Below are 14,565 nucleotides of genomic sequence, written 5' to 3' on the forward strand. Positions count from 1 at the left end.
TCAACGCTCCTCGGGGGACGGCAACTGGGACGGGCGGTAGTCACGCTCGATGACGCCGTACCCGACCTCACCGTCGGGCGCGACGACCCGGACGGTGCTCTGGGTGATGGCCAGGGCGTCGGGCTCGGTGCGCAGGTCGAGTCCGTTGATGTTCTCGTTGGGCGCGAGGAAGGTCAGCGTGTAGCCGTGCAGCCACCTCGCCCCCAGCTGGTACGACGACCCGTCGGCCCGCTCGAAGCCGACGACGAGCTCGCGGGGCTGGTGGGTGCGGACGTCCGCGAGCCCGGTGAACCGGATCGACGCGCCGATCTCCACGGTGCCGTCCTCGGTCGGGCCGCCCTCGAAGATCGCCTGGGTGCGGTGGTCGACGGCACCCTCGGTGTTCCAGTTGACCAGTCCGTTGACCACTCGCCCCGAGCCCGGGAAGACGAACACGCAGAAGTGCAGGCCGCCGAGGCGACTGACGTCCCGGGGGCCGCTGGAGTGGTCGCGGATCGCGGTGCCGTCGACGTCCCATGCCTCGCCGGCCACGCCGGCCCCTGCCGTGAGCCGACCAGTCGCCCGGAAGCCCTGGGTGTGGTGGAAGGCCGCCCACTGCAGACCGTCGATCCCCAGCGCAGCGTGCATGTCCCACACCGGAGCGACGGCCTCGAGGTCGAGGGCGAAGGTGAACGGACGCGCCGGCCCCGCTCCGATCGGCCCCTGCGACATGGCGGCCAGGTCAGTCATCTCTCCGGCACCGTCGAACTCCAGGCGCCAGCGCGTCAGTGGCTCCACGCAGGTGATCCGGAGGTTGCCGGTCGCAGGGCCCCGGTCGTCGGGCGCCCTTCCCCAGGACCGGTCGACCAGCAGCCGACCGTCGGGCAGGAGCGCGATCACCTGCGCCCACCACAGCTCTGGGTCCTCTGGCCAGCGACCGCAGTGGATGAACGCGCCGACGCCCTCGCCGCCGTCCGCACCCGGTGACCAGACGTGGAAGAACATCGTTTCGCTCCAACCCGGCACGTCCGCCGGGATGGCATGGAGCATGTCATCGTCCGGATCGACCCCGAACGGGTTGGCCCCGACGAGGACCCGGACGGCGCCGGTGGTGACCGCGCTCATCAGCGTGCTCCGACAGGGACGGGGGTGCGCCAGGCGGCCGCCACTGCGGCGTTCTGGCCCGGCGTGCTGCCATAGGTCGCGACCTCGTCGGCACCGGCGGCGCGGTAGTCCTGCAACCGGGCGACGACATCGGCGGTGCTCCCGAGTGCGCAGGACTCCTCGATCCACGAGTCCGGGACCAGACGCGCGGGCTCCAGCAGCTCGATGCGGTGGAAGGCGGTGTCGGCCATCTCCCCACTGGTCAGCTGCTGGTGGGCACGGAGCCGCTGCACCGGCTCGGGATCCCAGCCGTTGGCGCGGACCGTGGCGTCGCCGTACTCCTTGGCCTGGAGGTAGGTCACGGCCCGGGCGTGCGCGAGCGCACGCGCCTCGTCCTGGGCGAGGTCGGGGGCGGTGATCACGCACGCCACCACCCGGAGGCTGGCGGGGTCGCGGTCGATCCGCTCGCAGGCCTCCCGCAGGCGGGCCACGGCGGCGGCCACCGCATCAGGCGTGAAGAGCGGCGGCAGGATCACTCCGTCGAAGGCAGTGGCCGCAGCGGCCGCTGCCCGGGGCAGGGCGAACGATCCCGACCACACCTCCGGCGGCGCCCCCTGGTGGACGTCACCGAGCTTGATCGACTCGTACCGACCGGCCGGCCCGTCGTGCGTCACGACCTCGCCGGCCCACAGCCGGTGCAGGAGCTGCACGTAGTCGACGATCCCGTCGTAGCCGGCGGTCCGGAGGCCTTCGTGCTTGAGGTAGCCGTGGTCACCACGGCCGAGACCGAGCACGAACCGCTCCCCGAACATCGCCTGCATGGTGGCGCCGAACGCAGCCATGTGGAGCAGGTGTCGACGGGCCGGCGAGACCAGACCGGTGGCCAGACCGAGGTGTTCGGTGCGCGCTCCGACGGCGCCGAGGAAGACGCCCGCCTCCTTGAGGTTCCAACGCTCGGAGAAGAAGATCCGCCTGAATCCGAGCTGTTCGGCCTCGACCGCGTCGGCCAGTCCCTGCCGCGGCGTACGGACTGCCGTCTCGTTGGGTACGTCGTCGGGCAGCCGGGACGCGACGCGACCCGCCACGACGTAGGCACTGAGATCGGGGTGCTGGGTTCTCATGCGAGGACCTCCACGGTTCCCTTGTCGCCGTCGAGACGGAGCAGTTGTCCGTCCTGGATCCGGTGGCTGCCGGTCTCCGTGCCGCACACGCAGGGGATGCCGAGCTCGCGGGCGACGATCGGCCCGTGGCTGAGGAGGCCACCGTGGTCGGTGACCACTCCCCCGGCGACGAGGAACAGCGACACCCAGCTCGGGTCAGTGGTCTCGCAGACGAGGATGTCGCCGTCGTCGAGCTCCACCTCTGCGGGATCGCGGACCACCCGAGCACGACCCTCCACGACACCGCCGCTGGCAGCCACACCGGTCACGACATCGCCGACCTGCGCGGCCGCGCCGGCTCCGTCACCGGCCTTGACGACGTCGGGCACTCCGGACCACGACATGGGCAGACGCAGTTCCTGCCGGGTCCGCAGCTCCTGGGTACGACGGGCCACCAGCACGCGCTGGTCTGTGCGGACACCGGCCACGACCTGGTCGTGGCGCAGGTGGAAGACGTCGTCGCGCTCCGCGATCACGTCGGCCTCGACGAGCAGCTCACCGAGCCGACGTGCTGCGGCGCGGGCCACGTCGAAGGTCAGCAGGTAGCCCGCCTTGCCCTGTTCTCGCAGGGCGAGGAAGCGCGAGGCGGTCCGGAGCAGGAACGCGGTCGGACGCCGTCGGAGGCGCGGGGTCGCAGCAAGGAGGGTGGTGATCGCCTCGGCCCGCACCGCGACCTGGGCAGCGCTCCGTGCCTTGGGCGAGCGGGGCGAGCCCGGCTCGATCGCCCGGTAGTCACCGAGCCGCGCCAGGATCGGCGACGGGTCCTCGCGCCACACCGATCCGTGCAGCTGGCCCTCACCGGGACCGTGGTAGCCGTGCCGGTCGGAGAACTCCGGCATCGCGATCTCCCCGTGCGCCAGGGCCCACAGGTCGTGTGCGACCTCGTTCTCGTCCGAGCCGACACCCGAGAGCAGCTGGGCCTCGAGCCCGTCGAACCCGACGGCGGCAGCTGCCTCGGCAACCTTGTCCGCGAAGCTCGAGCTGATCATCGCGACGCCCATGTGGATCGACATGATCTCCTCGAACCGTGCCCGCGCATCAGCGAGTACGGCGAGACAGCCGGCCTCGTCGAGGTCCGGGATCCGCGGCAGCTGCTCCAGACGCCACCGGCGCAGCTCGGCGAACATCGCGTCGTGCCGCTTCGGCACACCGATCAGCCACCGCGGCGCTCGGACGAGGATGGCGGGAAGCCGCTTCATGGAGTTCGCATCGACCGTCTCGGGCCGCGCGTAGCCGAACAGCTGCTTCTCGACCGCTGTGGCCGACGTCCCGGGCATCACGTTCGCGATCTCCCGGAACATGTCGATGTTGCCGGCACCGCGTCCGGCGAAGACCGCCCAGAAGCAGTCGTCCGCCTGGGTGGGGACGTGCACGTCGGCATCCGTGTAGACGCCGAGGTCGCGGAACATGCGACGGAACGCCCGCTCCATGGGAGCGAAGACGAAGCTGATCCCGAAGGCGGTGAAGACGCCGGGGAAGGCCTCGGCGACATTGCCCGTCGTCCAGGTCGTCTCCGCGCGCGGTGACGGGGTGTCGATCAGGTCGAACATCTCCTCGACGGTGGTCATCGCCCCTCCTCGCTGGTCGAGGTGCCAGGAGCGCCAGCGGCGAGCCTCGCCACCACCGAAGCCGGATCGCTGTCCTCGATCCCGAGCCACTCCCGCAGCGTCGCCAGGGCCGGATCGTCCGCGGTGGCGGCGGGTTCGACGGCCAGCGCACCGAGGTGGACCGTGCCGCTGCCTCCGTCGACGGTGACGACCTGACCGGCGAGCGCCATCAGGGTGTCCGTGCCGGTGCCGACCACGCAGGGCAGGCCGAGCTCTCGGCAGACCACGGCGGCATGGGACGTGGAGCCCCCGATCTCGGTCACCACGGCCACCGACGCGGCCATGCCGGCCACGTCGTCGGGATCCGTGGTCGGCCGCACCAGGACGACCGATTCGCCGTCGTCGGCACGGTCCTCGGCCTCATCGGCGTCGGTCACGACCACGCCGACGGCGATGCCCGGGCAGGCCGGCTTGCCGGTGGCGACGGCGGGCGACGCGGCCACGTCCGCGGCCGCGAGCCGCGGTCGCAGCAGTGCGCGGACGTCGTCGGGGCGGATCCGGGCGATCGCCTCATCGCGGTCGATCACGCCGGCCTCCGCGAGGTGGATCGCCGAGCGGACCGCGGCTTCCGGTGCCCGCTTCGCGGGACGGGACTGCAGGAGCCACAGGGTGCCGGACTGCACGGTGAACTCGATGTCCATCACGTCGCGGCCTTCGCGTTCCAGGGTGCGGGTCGCCTCCATCAGCTCGGCGTGGACCTGCGGCTGGGCCTGGGCGAGTGTGTCGAGCGGGAGGGCGTCGGCCCGGCCCGAGACGACGTCCTCACCCTGCCCGCGGGCCAACCACTCGCCGTACACGGAGCCACCGCCGGTCAACGGGTCCCGGGAGAACAGGACGCCGGTGCCGGAGTCGTCGTCGAGGTTGCCGAACACCATGGCCTGCACAGTCACGGCGGTTCCGCCGTCGTCGGGGATGCCGCGCGCGGCGCGATAGGCGATCGCCCGCTTCGAGAACCAGCTCTCGAGCACGGCACAGACCGCGAGGTAGAGCTGCTCCCACGGGTCCTCCGGAGCCGGGGCGCCGACGACCTTGGCGAACTGCTCCTCGAAGCGGACCCGGGTGTCGGCGGCGTACGCCGTGCTGCCGGTCTCCTGGGCGAGACGCTCCTGGCTGGCGGCGTTGATCCCGAGGTTGAGAACCGTGTCCATCATCCCGGGCATGCTGGTGGACGCACCCGACCGGACCGAGACCAGCAAGGGCCGCTCCCCGCCGAAGCAGCGATCGACGGCCTGCTCGATGCCTGCGACGGCCGCGACGACCTCCTGCCAGATCTCGTCGGGCAGCGTGCCGCCGGCCCGGTGGTAGGCACGGCAGACGTCCGTGGTCACGACGAACGCGGGCGGCACCGGGATGCCGAGTCCGAGCATCTGCTGGATGCTCCACGCCTTGCCGCCGATCTCCTCGCGGCTGTGGCCGCCGTCGCCGGCCAGCGCCACGACGGAACCCGTCGAGACGACCGTGCTCACAGCGCCCGTCCTGCGGCGGCCTCGTCGGCCCGGGTCAGTCCGGCGAGTCCGATCAGCTCTTCGTGCAGCTCGAACCACACCGTGTGATAGCTGTCCGCGAGCGGGCGGGCGAACCAGCTGTGGTCGCCCTCGCGGATCAGCTGGAGGGCCCGTGCGAACTTCGCCGGGTAGTGGCCGAGCCGGGGTGCGAGGTCGACGAATCGCTGCAGCAGTGGGGCAAAGGCCACGTCGAGGACACCGAGGTCGTCGATCACCGCGCCGTCGTAGGTCGCGTCCGTGTGGTCGTTGGGCGTCGACTCGTCCTTGAGCTGCCAGCGCGTCATCAGCGCCTTGAGCACGTTGTTGTGGTCGTCGAACTCGTGATAGGCGGCCACCAGGGCTGCCCGGTCGACGGTGTCCCGCTCCTCGGCGAGCTCGGCCTCCAGCGCGATGCGCCCGACCGGGGTGAGCTTGAGGCGCTCGCGCGCCTCCTCGATGTGACCGGCCGCCTGCAGGTCGCGCAGGATCGGCGCAGCGGCGTCACCGGAAAGGCCGGCGGCCGCAGCGAGGTCGTCGGCCTTGGCGCGGCCCTTGAGCCGCACGGCCTGGAAGAGGCGGAGTCGTTCGTTCGTCATGGCGGGTCTCCTCAGTGGACGCGGTGGACGATGCCCTGCTCGAAGAAGCCCGCGCCGGGCTTCCCGTCGAGCTCGAGCTGCATGAAGTCGTCATAGGTGCCGAAGGCCGGACCGTCGGTCTCCGCGCCCATGGGCACGAAGAAGCCGGCGAGGCGATCGGTGAGGGTGACCACCCGGACCGACCCGTCGTCGAGGGTCAGCGTGGTGGCGAGGAACTGCGCGGCCGCCGTACGACGGAAGCCGATCTCCTTGATCGAGTGCGACCCGGCGGCGTCGATCACGAAGCCGTCCGCCTTGAGCACCCCGTTGGTGCCGAGGAACTTCATCGCGGTGACGAAGACCTGTCCGGGGGTGCCGTCGGCATCGGCGAAGACACCGACCAGTCCGGCGTACTCGGCCCATTGGGCCGACTCGTCGCGGAATCCCCAAGTGCGGTCGCGCATCCCGAAGCCGTCGATCTCGTAGCGCGCCCCGTCGACCTCGAAGGTGCCGACCAGGCGGCAGGCCTGCTGGAAGTGCTGCAACGGCTTGCCCGGAACGAGGGCCGGGATCAGGTCGTTCAGCGAGTAGTCGGCCGGCTGGTGCACCGGGGAGTTGGTGAGTCGTGCGACCAGGTCGGGGTGGTCGACCGTGATGGTGCCGTCCAGGCCGAAGGAGATGCTGGTGCTCTCGAAGGAGCCGGGCTCGAGCTCCTCGATGACCTCGACGACCTCGCCGCCGCCGAGCAGGACCGAGCAGCGCGCGCGTCGGGCACCGGTGCCGTTGGGTGAGGTGGAGAGGTGGAAGGTGCCGAAGACCTGACGCTCGACGTCCCAGAAGGACAGGTAGGCGTTGTCCTTCCAGACCGGGTCACCCGGACCCGCCTCGTCGTTGTGGATGGGTTCGGCCAGCGGCCCCCAGAGGTCGGTGCCGGTCGTGGTGGGCTCAGTGGTCGCGGTCATGCGGTGACTCCTTCAGGCTGGGTGGGGTGCTGGGCGGGGTGCTGGATTGGATTCGCTCGTTCGAGGACCTCGACGGTCCCGGCCCTGCCGTCGACGCGGACGAGGTCGCCGTCGCGCAGGACCTGGGTGCCGGTGCCGGTGTTCATGACGCAGGGGATGTCGAGCTCCCGGGCGACGACGGCGGCGTGGCTCATCAGCCCGCCGATGTCGACGACCAGTGCGCCGGACAGGAACATCAGGGAGACCCACGCGGGGTCGGTCGTGTGGGCGACGAGGATGTCGCCGTCCTCGACCTCGGCGCTCGACGGGTCGAGCGCCACGACGACGCGACCCTCGACCGTGCCGGGGCAGGCGCCGAGGCCCTGGAGCAGGGTCACCTCGCCGTCCGCGACCGGCACGAAGGGCAGTGGCTCCGGCTGACCGGTCCAGGCCGACGGGACCCTCAGCGACTGGTACTCCTCGCGCTGCGCCCGACGGCGGGCCACGACGCCCCGCAGGTCGTCGCGGTGGCGCAGCAGGTGGTCGGACAGCTCCGCGACGGTGAGGTACGACGCGTCGTCCGCACCGTCGATCCGTCCGATGGCGACCAGCTCGGCGCCGATCCGACGCGACGCGGCACGCAGGACGTCGAGGCTCTGCAGGTAGGACACCTTGCCCACGCCGCGCAGCGGAATGAAGCGACGGGCCAGACGGAGCACGACCCTCGCCTTCTGCCGACCCACCGGGCCGAGCGAGGCCATCAGGGCGGCCTCGGCACGTTGCCGCTCGGCGAGGTGCTCGGCGTCGCGGGCATCTGGTGCCTCGGAGTCGGCCTTGACGGCGTACTGCGCGACGATGCGCCGCACCGCCTCGGGGTCCTCGCGCCAGACGCGGGTGTCGACCTCGCCCTCGCCGGGACCGTGGTAGCCGTGCCGGCGCAGGAACTCCCCGAGCGGCAGGGTGCCGCGCGAGACGTGCCACAGGTCGAGCAGGACGACGTTCTCCTCGTGCGGGGTCCCGCGCAGCAGCGCGGAGGCATCGACCCCGGCCCGATCGGCCAGCTTGTCGAGCTGCTCCTGGACGGGCTGGATGGCGGCCGCGCTGATCAGCGCCTGGGCCGCGAGGTTCTCGGCGAAGCGCCGGTCCGCCTCGGCCGCGAGGCGCTGGAGCGACGCCAGGTCGAGCGAGTCGATGCGGGCGACCTCGGTGCGCCACCAGGCGTCCGTGCGCGCCCGGAGGTCCTCGATCCGATGGGCGATGCCGGCGAAGCTGCGGGGGTAGCGGGCGAGGATGAAGGGGACCCGGCGCAACGAGGGTCGAGCGACGTGGTCGGGTGGCACGAAGCCGAAGAAGTCGCGGGCCAGCGCTTCCCCGCTCTGACCGGGGACGAGGTCGCCGATCTCGCAGAGGAAGTCCACCCGCACCGCCATGCGGCCGAAGAAGGCGTTCGTGATGCGTTCTGCCGGATCGGCGGGGATCTGCATGCGGTCCGTCGCAAGAACGCCCATCGCGTGGAACGGCAGCCGCAGACCGGTCTCGCTCGCCGGCACCCAGGCGCTCGCTGTCAGCGGGGTCATCACGCCGGGCACTGCCTCGGCGAGATTGATCGAGGACCAGGACGAGCCTGCGGGAGCGGTCGCGTGGAGGACTGTCCCGTCCTCGTCGGTGGAGTGGTGCGGCATGCGATCGTCCTTCGTTTTTAATGGGATCTAAAAACGAATGTACGTTGTACACTCAGCCTTGGCAAGAGGGAATTGTGACGAGCACCACGACAGCGGAGGAAAGCCATGGCGCGGATCGCAGGGCTAGACGTCCCCGGCATCGTCAAGGCGGCCATCGCGATCGCCGACCGTGACGGCCTCGACAAGTTGACGATGCGACGGCTCTCGGCCGAGCTCGGCGTGACCCCGATGGCGACGTACAACCACGTCAGCGGCAAGGAGGAGCTGCTCGACCTGGTGCTCGACGAGTCGATCGGCCAGCTGGGCGTTGGCGATCCCGGGGACGACCCGGAGGCGGTGATCCTCGACTGGTTCCTCCGCCTGCACGACCTGCTGATCGAGCACCCGTCACTGGCGCAGGCCACCGCCGGACGGCGGATCGTCGGCCCCCAGGCAGGGCGTGCCGCGTTGGCCCTCAGCGAGATCGCTGAAGGGATCTGCCACGACCTGGACCGCGCCGCCGAGATGGTCGTCGCGGCGTTCTGGCTGACTCTCGGCAGCGGCCTGCACCGGGCGTCTCGCCATCCTGGCGGCTACGCGGCCGACCAGCACCCCGAGGACGAGCCGACCGGGACGGCACCCGCGGCCGAGCTCGCCCTTCGCGCCCGCGTGCTGGCCACCGCCGGCAGGGACGACCAGTTCCGCCGCAGCCTCGCGGTCCTGATCAAGGGCCACCTGTCCGGCTAGGGTGCCGCGACGTACGACCCGTGGTCAGCGATCGCATGCGCCAGTCGCTCGATGATGAGGCGGCTGACGTCGTCCTCCTGCATCCGAGGCTGAAGCGCGCTGCGGCCCAGCACCGTCGTCCAGGTGTGGAACGGGTACATCAGGTTCTCGCGGTAGAGCCGCCGGGCGGTGTCCAGGTCGGGGACGACTCCCCCGGCCGCACCGAAGGCGTCGAGGTACATCGCCAGCAGGTCGTCCTCCCACGCCCGGCGGTCCTCGACGGTGAGCGCGGAGCCAATGGCATAGGCGACGTCGAAGGCCCACGAACCCTTCATGCAGACCTGCCAGTCCAGCAGGGTGACCGTTCCGTCGCCGGTCCGATAGGTGTTGCCGACGTGCGGATCCCCGTGCAGCAGGGTCAGGTCGCCCTCGCTGCTGGCCGACATCGAGCTCAGCAGGTTGGTCCAGAGGTGGCCGAGGTTGCGCTGCACGACGTCGGGGACCACGTCTGCCGAGCGCTCCACCCCGACCTCCACGCGACGCTTCATGTTGAGGAACGCGCTCGTGTTGTGGAAGTGGTCGATCGGTCGCTTGAGCCAGGCATGGTCCGTCAGGGCCTGCGCGTTGGACATGGACCCGTGGAAGCTCGCCATGCCGAGCAGGAGGCTCTCGATGTCGGACCGGGAGACCTGGCTGGTCGAGTGCAGGAAGGTCGCGGCCTGGGTGGTGGCGACGTCCTCCATCAACACGATCGATCGCCAGGACACGGGGTCCACGTCGCCGAAGTAGCCCTGCGGTCCAGCCACGGTGAGACCGCCACGCAGATGGCAGTAGAAGAGCGGCTCGCCGTCGATGCAGCGGATCAGGCCCATGAAAAGCCGTTGCTGGAAGGTCGTCGTCAGCTTGGCGAACACCCGGTCAGGTAGTCCTGCAGCCTGGCCGGCGTCGTTGTAGGTGAGATCCAGGGTCGCGCGCGACGTCGTCTGGCTCGTCGCGCCATCGGCGGTGAAGCCGAGCACGCGAGCACCGGGAACCTCCCCACAGAGGGCACCGGTCAGCCACTCCTCGGTGAGGTCGCCCACCGAAGCGGGCACCGAGCGCAACCGACGCGACCCGGGGACCACCTCCGCCAGTCGGCAACCACCGGTGCTGGCCATTCGGCCCAGGGCCCGTGCCGCGGTCCGTGCCGGCGAGGGCGTGGTGTTGTTCGACATTGCCTGGACTCCTGATCTGATCGAAAGGTGAAGGGACGCCGCACTCTCAGACGGAGGCGGCGAACTTCTCCGCGTGGGCGATCCGGCGCTTCTCGGCGAAGGCCAGGGCGTCGTCCCACGAGCCGCCCTTCATGATCTGGACGCGGTACTTCATGATCTCGGTCTGGCCGTTGACGGTGAGCGCACCGATCAGACGGTCACCGCGGCGGTAGAGGGCGACCCAGCGGCCACCGGCGGCGGGGTCGCCGTCGACCAGGAGCACCTCGTCGGCATCAGGCGAGCCGACGAACTGGATCCGCACGTCGTACCAGTCGGACCAGAAGTACGGAACCGTGCCGTAGGCCTTGGCGTTCTCGGGGTCGAGCGCGTTCCGTGCGGCGGCCGCGCCCTGCTCGGCCGCAGCGGTCCAGTTCTCCATCCGCTGACGCTCGCCGAGGGTCGGGTTCATCCAGCTGGCGACGTCGCCGGCGGCGTACACGCCGGGAACGCCGGTCCACAGGTTCTCGTCACAGACGATGCCGCCGATGGTGCTGTCGATCATCAGCCCGGAGCCCTCGAGCCAGCCGACCGACGGGATGACGCCGATGCCGACGACGACCAGGTCGGCCTCGATCGTGGTGCCGTCGGCGAGGACGACGCGCTCGACCTTGCCGTCGCCCTCGATGGAGGCGACGCCGACGCCACAGCGCAGCGTGGTCCCGTTGAGCTCGTGCAGGGATGCGATCGCTGCGCCCATCTCGTGTCCCGTCGCCCGCACGAGCGGGGTCGGGAGCGCTTCGACGATGGTGGCCTCGAGACCGCGCTTGCGCGCCGTCGAGGCGAGCTCGGAGCCGATGAAGCCGGCGCCGATGACGACGGTCCGGGCTCCGGCCTCGAGCTTGTCGCGCACCGCGAGCGAGTCGTCGAGCGTGCGCAACGGGTGGACGCCGTCGAGGCCCTCGGCCCCGGGCAGCAGCCGGGCATGCGCGCCGGTGGCGATGACGAGCAGGTCGTAGGGGATCTGCTCGTCGCCGACCGTCACCGTGCGTGCCTCGGTGTCGAGGGCCGTGGCGGGCTGGCCGAGGCGTACGTCGACGCCCAGCTCCTCGCGCATCGTCTCCTCGGTCCGGAACCACGGGACCTCCGGCAGCTCACCGCTGTCGTCGGCCGCCGCGAGGAACGCCTTCGAGAGCGGGGGGCGGTCGTAGGGCAGGTGGTCCTCGGCGCCGATCAGGACGATCTCACCGGTGAACCCGGTCTTGCGTGCGGCCTCGACCGCACGCAGGCCCGCGAGCGAGGCCCCGACGACGACCAGTCGACGCGGGTCGACGTCGGCCTGGCTCATGCGTCGACGATCTTCAGCGCCTCGGTCGGGCAGCCGGCGACGGCCTCCTCGACCTCCTGCAGCTCGCCGTCGCTGATCGTCTCCTTGAGCACGATCAGCTCGCCGTCGTCGTTGACCTCGAAGAAGTCGGGCGCGAGTGACTCGCAGATCCCCAGGCCCGTGCACTTGTCGAAATCGACCGTCACACACTTCATCGTCTTCTCCGTTCTCAGGTCGGCGGCTCCGCCGGTTCCCTCGATCATAACTTGAGTTATGCTCATTGGCGAGCCTGCGACAGAGATTTTCTTATCTGGATTAGATTTTTGTCAAGAAGCGACGGGCTGGAAGGCCGCGACGATCTTGCCGACGACGATCTCCGCGGTCTCGGCGCAGGCGGTCGTGCCACCGTTGGCGTACTCCTTCACCGCGTCACCGACGTTCCACAGACCCACGAACGGGGTGTCGTGGGACATGTCGAAACCGGCAACCGCACGCTGCGGCGGCCAGCCGTCGCGCGTGGTGACCGTGCTGAGGATCCGCGCCCGCTCGTCGAAGCCGGGAATCGTGTCGCGCAGGTCCTCCATGAGCAGCTCGTACTCCGCGGCCTCGTCGAAGTCACCGACCGACGGCTTCGGCACAGCCGTGCCGACATAGAGGTTCCAGCCCTCGGGAGCCATCTCCGGACAGATGTCGGTGTAGTTCGCGATGTAGGCCAGGCGCCGCGAGGACGCGAAGCTCAACATGCCCGGGGCATCGATCAGACGCTCCTGGCTGGCGAAGTTGACGGTGATCATCGCGGTCGGGCGGTCCGCACGCTTCACGGTCTCCTGGTAGTCGGCCGGGACATTGCCCTCGCCGAGCAGCCCGAGGGTCGCCGCGGGACCGACGTTGCTGATCACGATCGGCGCGCTGATGGTCTCGCCGCCGGCGAGGACGACGCCGGTGACCGTGTCGCCGTCGAGGAGGATCTGCTCGACCTCGGTCGAGAGTCGGATCTCGCCGCCGTCGCGCTCGATCGTCTCGGCCAGGCCCTTCCAGAGGCCGATCGTGCCCTCGGGGTGGAAGCCGAAGCGCTTGAACGCGCTCTTGCGGGTGAAGTAGGTGAGGAACACGCGGGCCGGCAGGTCCTCGGAACCGACGGCGAAGACCGAGGCGGCCATGTTGCGGAAGATGCCGTGGACGCCCTCGTTCTTGGTGTACTTCGACACCCATTCCTGCAGCGTCACCTCGTCCTCGGGCAGCCCGTCGTCCTTGCGCGCGGCGCCGATGCCTCCGACGAGCTTGGCGCCCTGCCGGGTCAGCTTCTGCAGCAGGAAGCCCCAGCCGCCGCCGGTGACGTCGACGTCCTTGCCCTTGATCCGGTAGAGGATCGGCGGGCTCGGCTCGCGGATGTCGAAGGGCGCGCCGACCTCGCGGCAGGTGCGCTCGGTGACACCACCGACCTCGATGACGATGGCGCCGTCGTTGACCTTGAAGCCGTCGACGTCAGTCGTCGATGCGCGCCCGCCGACCTTGTCGAGGCGCTCGACGACGAGCGTGCGGTAGCCCTGGTGCTGCAGGCGGGCGGCGGTGAAGAGTCCGCCCGCACCCGCTCCGATGACGATGGCGTCGTACGACGAATGGGTCGTGGTCATTGCATTCTCCTGATCAGTAAGAGCGCGGCAGGCCGAGCGAGGTCTGCGCGACGAAGTTGAGGACCATCTCCCGGCTGACCGGGGCGGTGCGCATGAGGCGGGTGACGAACCAGAGCTCGGACAGGCCGTACTCGTGGGAGAGGCCGTTGCCACCGTGGGTCTGGATCGCCTGGTCGAGGGCCTTCAGCGCAGCCTCCGCGCCGACGTACTTGGCGATGTTGGCCGCCTCCGCGGCACCGGAGTCGCCCTCGTCGTAGAGGACGGCGGCGTGCTGGGTGGCCAGCCGGGCGACTTCGACGTCGATGTGGGCAGCGGCGAGCGGGTGGGCGACGCCCTGGTGCTGCCCGATCGGGACCGACCAGACCTGGCGGGTCTTGGCGTAGTCGGCGGCCTTCTCCACGGCGTAGCGACCGACGCCCGAGGTGATCGCGCCGACCATGATCCGCTCGGGGTTGAGGGCGGCGAAGACCTGGCGGAGGCCGTTTCCGGCCTCACCCACCAGCCACTCGGGCTCGACGCGCACGTCGTCGAAGAAGACACTGAACTGCTTGTCCGGCGACACGATCGAGGTCGGGATCCTCTGGAAGCTCAGGCCCGGGGCATCGGTGGGCACGAGGAAGATCGAGAGCCTCTTCTTCTCCGGCGTCGACAGCTCCGCATCGCGGGTGACGACCAGGATGGCGTCGCACTGGTCGATCGCGGAGATGTAGTACTTCGACCCGCTGATCCGCCAGCCGTCGCCGTCGCGGGACGCCGTGGTGGAGACCTCGTGGCTGTTGGAGCCGGCGTCGGGCTCGGTGAGCCCGAAGGCCACCTTGCGCGTGCCAGCGGCGATGCCGGTGAGCCACTCCTGCTTCTGGTCCTCGGAACCGTGCGCGGCCAGCAGCGAGCCGATCATCGCCGGGGAGATCACCCACACCAGCATCGGCATGCCGTGCGCCGAGAGCTCCTCCACGACGACCACGGCCTCCTGCATGCCGCCGCCACCGCCGCCGTACTCCTCGGGCAGGTGGACACCGAGCAGGCCGGCCTGACCGAGCTCGGCCCACAGCTCGGTGACGTCCTCGCCGGCGTGCGAGCGCTCGAGGAAGTACTTCTGGTCGTAGCGCGCACAGATCTTGGCGACGGTCTCGCGGATGGCGCGGTGCTCGTCGGTGTCGCGGATGAGTCCGGGCAT

13 protein-coding genes are annotated in these 14,565 nt (G+C 70.4%); 1 reads left to right on the plus strand and 12 read right to left on the minus strand.

Translation table 11 applies throughout. The features are described from left to right. The 7 genes from ASE01_RS02845 to ASE01_RS02875 are packed head-to-tail and all read right to left on the minus strand — an operon-like array spanning position 1 to position 8,532. Positions 1–1,104 carry a hypothetical protein gene (locus tag ASE01_RS02845; RefSeq protein ID WP_056748468.1) on the minus strand — a complete coding sequence of 368 codons (1,104 nt, stop codon included), beginning with the start codon at positions 1,102–1,104 and terminating at the stop codon, positions 1–3. Beyond that, a complete protein-coding gene (locus ASE01_RS02850; RefSeq protein WP_056748469.1) occupies positions 1,104–2,204 on the minus strand; it encodes a TIGR03857 family LLM class F420-dependent oxidoreductase in 1,101 nt (366 codons plus the stop codon). Before ASE01_RS02850 ends, ASE01_RS02845 begins: the two co-directional genes overlap by 1 nt. Next, a complete protein-coding gene (locus ASE01_RS02855; RefSeq protein ID WP_200958725.1) occupies positions 2,201–3,811 on the minus strand; it encodes a PEP-utilizing enzyme in 1,611 nt (536 codons plus the stop codon). The genes ASE01_RS02850 and ASE01_RS02855 overlap by 4 nt, the downstream gene beginning before the upstream one ends. Beyond that, positions 3,808–5,316, minus strand: a complete 1,509-nt coding sequence (locus tag ASE01_RS02860) for a pyruvate, phosphate dikinase (protein ID WP_056748470.1) — start codon at positions 5,314–5,316, stop codon at positions 3,808–3,810. Before ASE01_RS02860 ends, ASE01_RS02855 begins: the two co-directional genes overlap by 4 nt. After that, on the minus strand, positions 5,313–5,930 hold the full coding sequence (locus ASE01_RS02865; RefSeq protein ID WP_056748471.1) for a hypothetical protein: 618 nt from the start codon (positions 5,928–5,930) through the stop codon (positions 5,313–5,315). The genes ASE01_RS02860 and ASE01_RS02865 overlap by 4 nt, the downstream gene beginning before the upstream one ends. Before the next feature lie 11 nt (positions 5,931–5,941). Further along, on the minus strand, positions 5,942–6,871 hold the full coding sequence (locus ASE01_RS02870; RefSeq protein ID WP_056748472.1) for a hypothetical protein: 930 nt from the start codon (positions 6,869–6,871) through the stop codon (positions 5,942–5,944). Then, a complete protein-coding gene (locus ASE01_RS02875) occupies positions 6,868–8,532 on the minus strand; it encodes a PEP-utilizing enzyme (RefSeq protein WP_200958726.1) in 1,665 nt (554 codons plus the stop codon). The genes ASE01_RS02870 and ASE01_RS02875 overlap by 4 nt, the downstream gene beginning before the upstream one ends. A 105-nt stretch (positions 8,533–8,637) precedes the next feature. Between ASE01_RS02875 and ASE01_RS02880 the strand changes: the two genes are divergently transcribed. Then, positions 8,638–9,258, plus strand: a complete 621-nt coding sequence (locus ASE01_RS02880) for a TetR/AcrR family transcriptional regulator (protein ID WP_056748473.1) — start codon at positions 8,638–8,640, stop codon at positions 9,256–9,258. Here ASE01_RS02880 and ASE01_RS02885 read toward each other — a convergent pair. The 5 genes from ASE01_RS02885 to ASE01_RS02905 all read right to left on the minus strand — a co-directional run bounded on the left by ASE01_RS02885 (position 9,255) and on the right by ASE01_RS02905 (position 14,565). Next, positions 9,255–10,451 (minus strand): phosphotransferase family protein, encoded by a 1,197-nt coding sequence (locus ASE01_RS02885; protein ID WP_056748474.1) that lies wholly within the window; start codon positions 10,449–10,451, stop codon positions 9,255–9,257. The two genes, ASE01_RS02880 and ASE01_RS02885, sit on opposite strands and share 4 nt — an antisense overlap. Positions 10,452–10,497: 46 nt before the next feature. After that, positions 10,498–11,775 (minus strand): NAD(P)/FAD-dependent oxidoreductase, encoded by a 1,278-nt coding sequence (locus tag ASE01_RS02890; RefSeq protein WP_056748475.1) that lies wholly within the window; start codon positions 11,773–11,775, stop codon positions 10,498–10,500. Further along, positions 11,772–11,969, minus strand: coding sequence for a ferredoxin (locus ASE01_RS02895; protein WP_056748600.1), 198 nt, complete (start codon positions 11,967–11,969; stop codon positions 11,772–11,774). Before ASE01_RS02895 ends, ASE01_RS02890 begins: the two co-directional genes overlap by 4 nt. A gap of 111 nt (positions 11,970–12,080) precedes the next feature. Next, complete coding sequence (locus ASE01_RS02900) at positions 12,081–13,388, minus strand: phytoene desaturase family protein (protein ID WP_056748476.1); 1,308 nt, start codon at positions 13,386–13,388, stop codon at positions 12,081–12,083. A 13-nt stretch (positions 13,389–13,401) separates the two neighbouring features. Further along, positions 13,402–14,565: an acyl-CoA dehydrogenase family protein gene (locus tag ASE01_RS02905; protein WP_056748477.1), complete on the minus strand. Its 1,164-nt coding sequence runs from the start codon at positions 14,563–14,565 to the stop codon at positions 13,402–13,404.

The organism is Nocardioides sp. Root190 (assembly GCF_001428565.1).
Taxonomy (GTDB): domain Bacteria; phylum Actinomycetota; class Actinomycetes; order Propionibacteriales; family Nocardioidaceae; genus Nocardioides.

What these genes read in the sequence shown, in the direction of transcription:
- ASE01_RS02845 (WP_056748468.1), bottom strand. Translation starts at nt 1,104, where the DNA reads ATGAGCGCGGTCACCACCGGCGCCGTCCGGGTCCTCGTCGGGGCCAAC.
- ASE01_RS02850 (WP_056748469.1), bottom strand. Translation starts at nt 2,204, where the DNA reads ATGAGAACCCAGCACCCCGATCTCAGTGCCTACGTCGTGGCGGGTCGC.
- ASE01_RS02855 (WP_200958725.1), bottom strand. Translation starts at nt 3,811, where the DNA reads ATGACCACCGTCGAGGAGATGTTCGACCTGATCGACACCCCGTCACCG.
- ASE01_RS02865 (WP_056748471.1), bottom strand. Translation starts at nt 5,930, where the DNA reads ATGACGAACGAACGACTCCGCCTCTTCCAGGCCGTGCGGCTCAAGGGC.
- ASE01_RS02870 (WP_056748472.1), bottom strand. Translation starts at nt 6,871, where the DNA reads ATGACCGCGACCACTGAGCCCACCACGACCGGCACCGACCTCTGGGGG.
- ASE01_RS02875 (WP_200958726.1), bottom strand. Translation starts at nt 8,532, where the DNA reads ATGCCGCACCACTCCACCGACGAGGACGGGACAGTCCTCCACGCGACC.
- ASE01_RS02880 (WP_056748473.1), top strand. Translation starts at nt 8,638, where the DNA reads ATGGCGCGGATCGCAGGGCTAGACGTCCCCGGCATCGTCAAGGCGGCC.
- ASE01_RS02885 (WP_056748474.1), bottom strand. Translation starts at nt 10,451, where the DNA reads ATGTCGAACAACACCACGCCCTCGCCGGCACGGACCGCGGCACGGGCC.
- ASE01_RS02890 (WP_056748475.1), bottom strand. Translation starts at nt 11,775, where the DNA reads ATGAGCCAGGCCGACGTCGACCCGCGTCGACTGGTCGTCGTCGGGGCC.
- ASE01_RS02895 (WP_056748600.1), bottom strand. Translation starts at nt 11,969, where the DNA reads ATGAAGTGTGTGACGGTCGATTTCGACAAGTGCACGGGCCTGGGGATC.
- ASE01_RS02900 (WP_056748476.1), bottom strand. Translation starts at nt 13,388, where the DNA reads ATGACCACGACCCATTCGTCGTACGACGCCATCGTCATCGGAGCGGGT.
- ASE01_RS02905 (WP_056748477.1), bottom strand. Translation starts at nt 14,565, where the DNA reads ATGCCCGGACTCATCCGCGACACCGACGAGCACCGCGCCATCCGCGAG.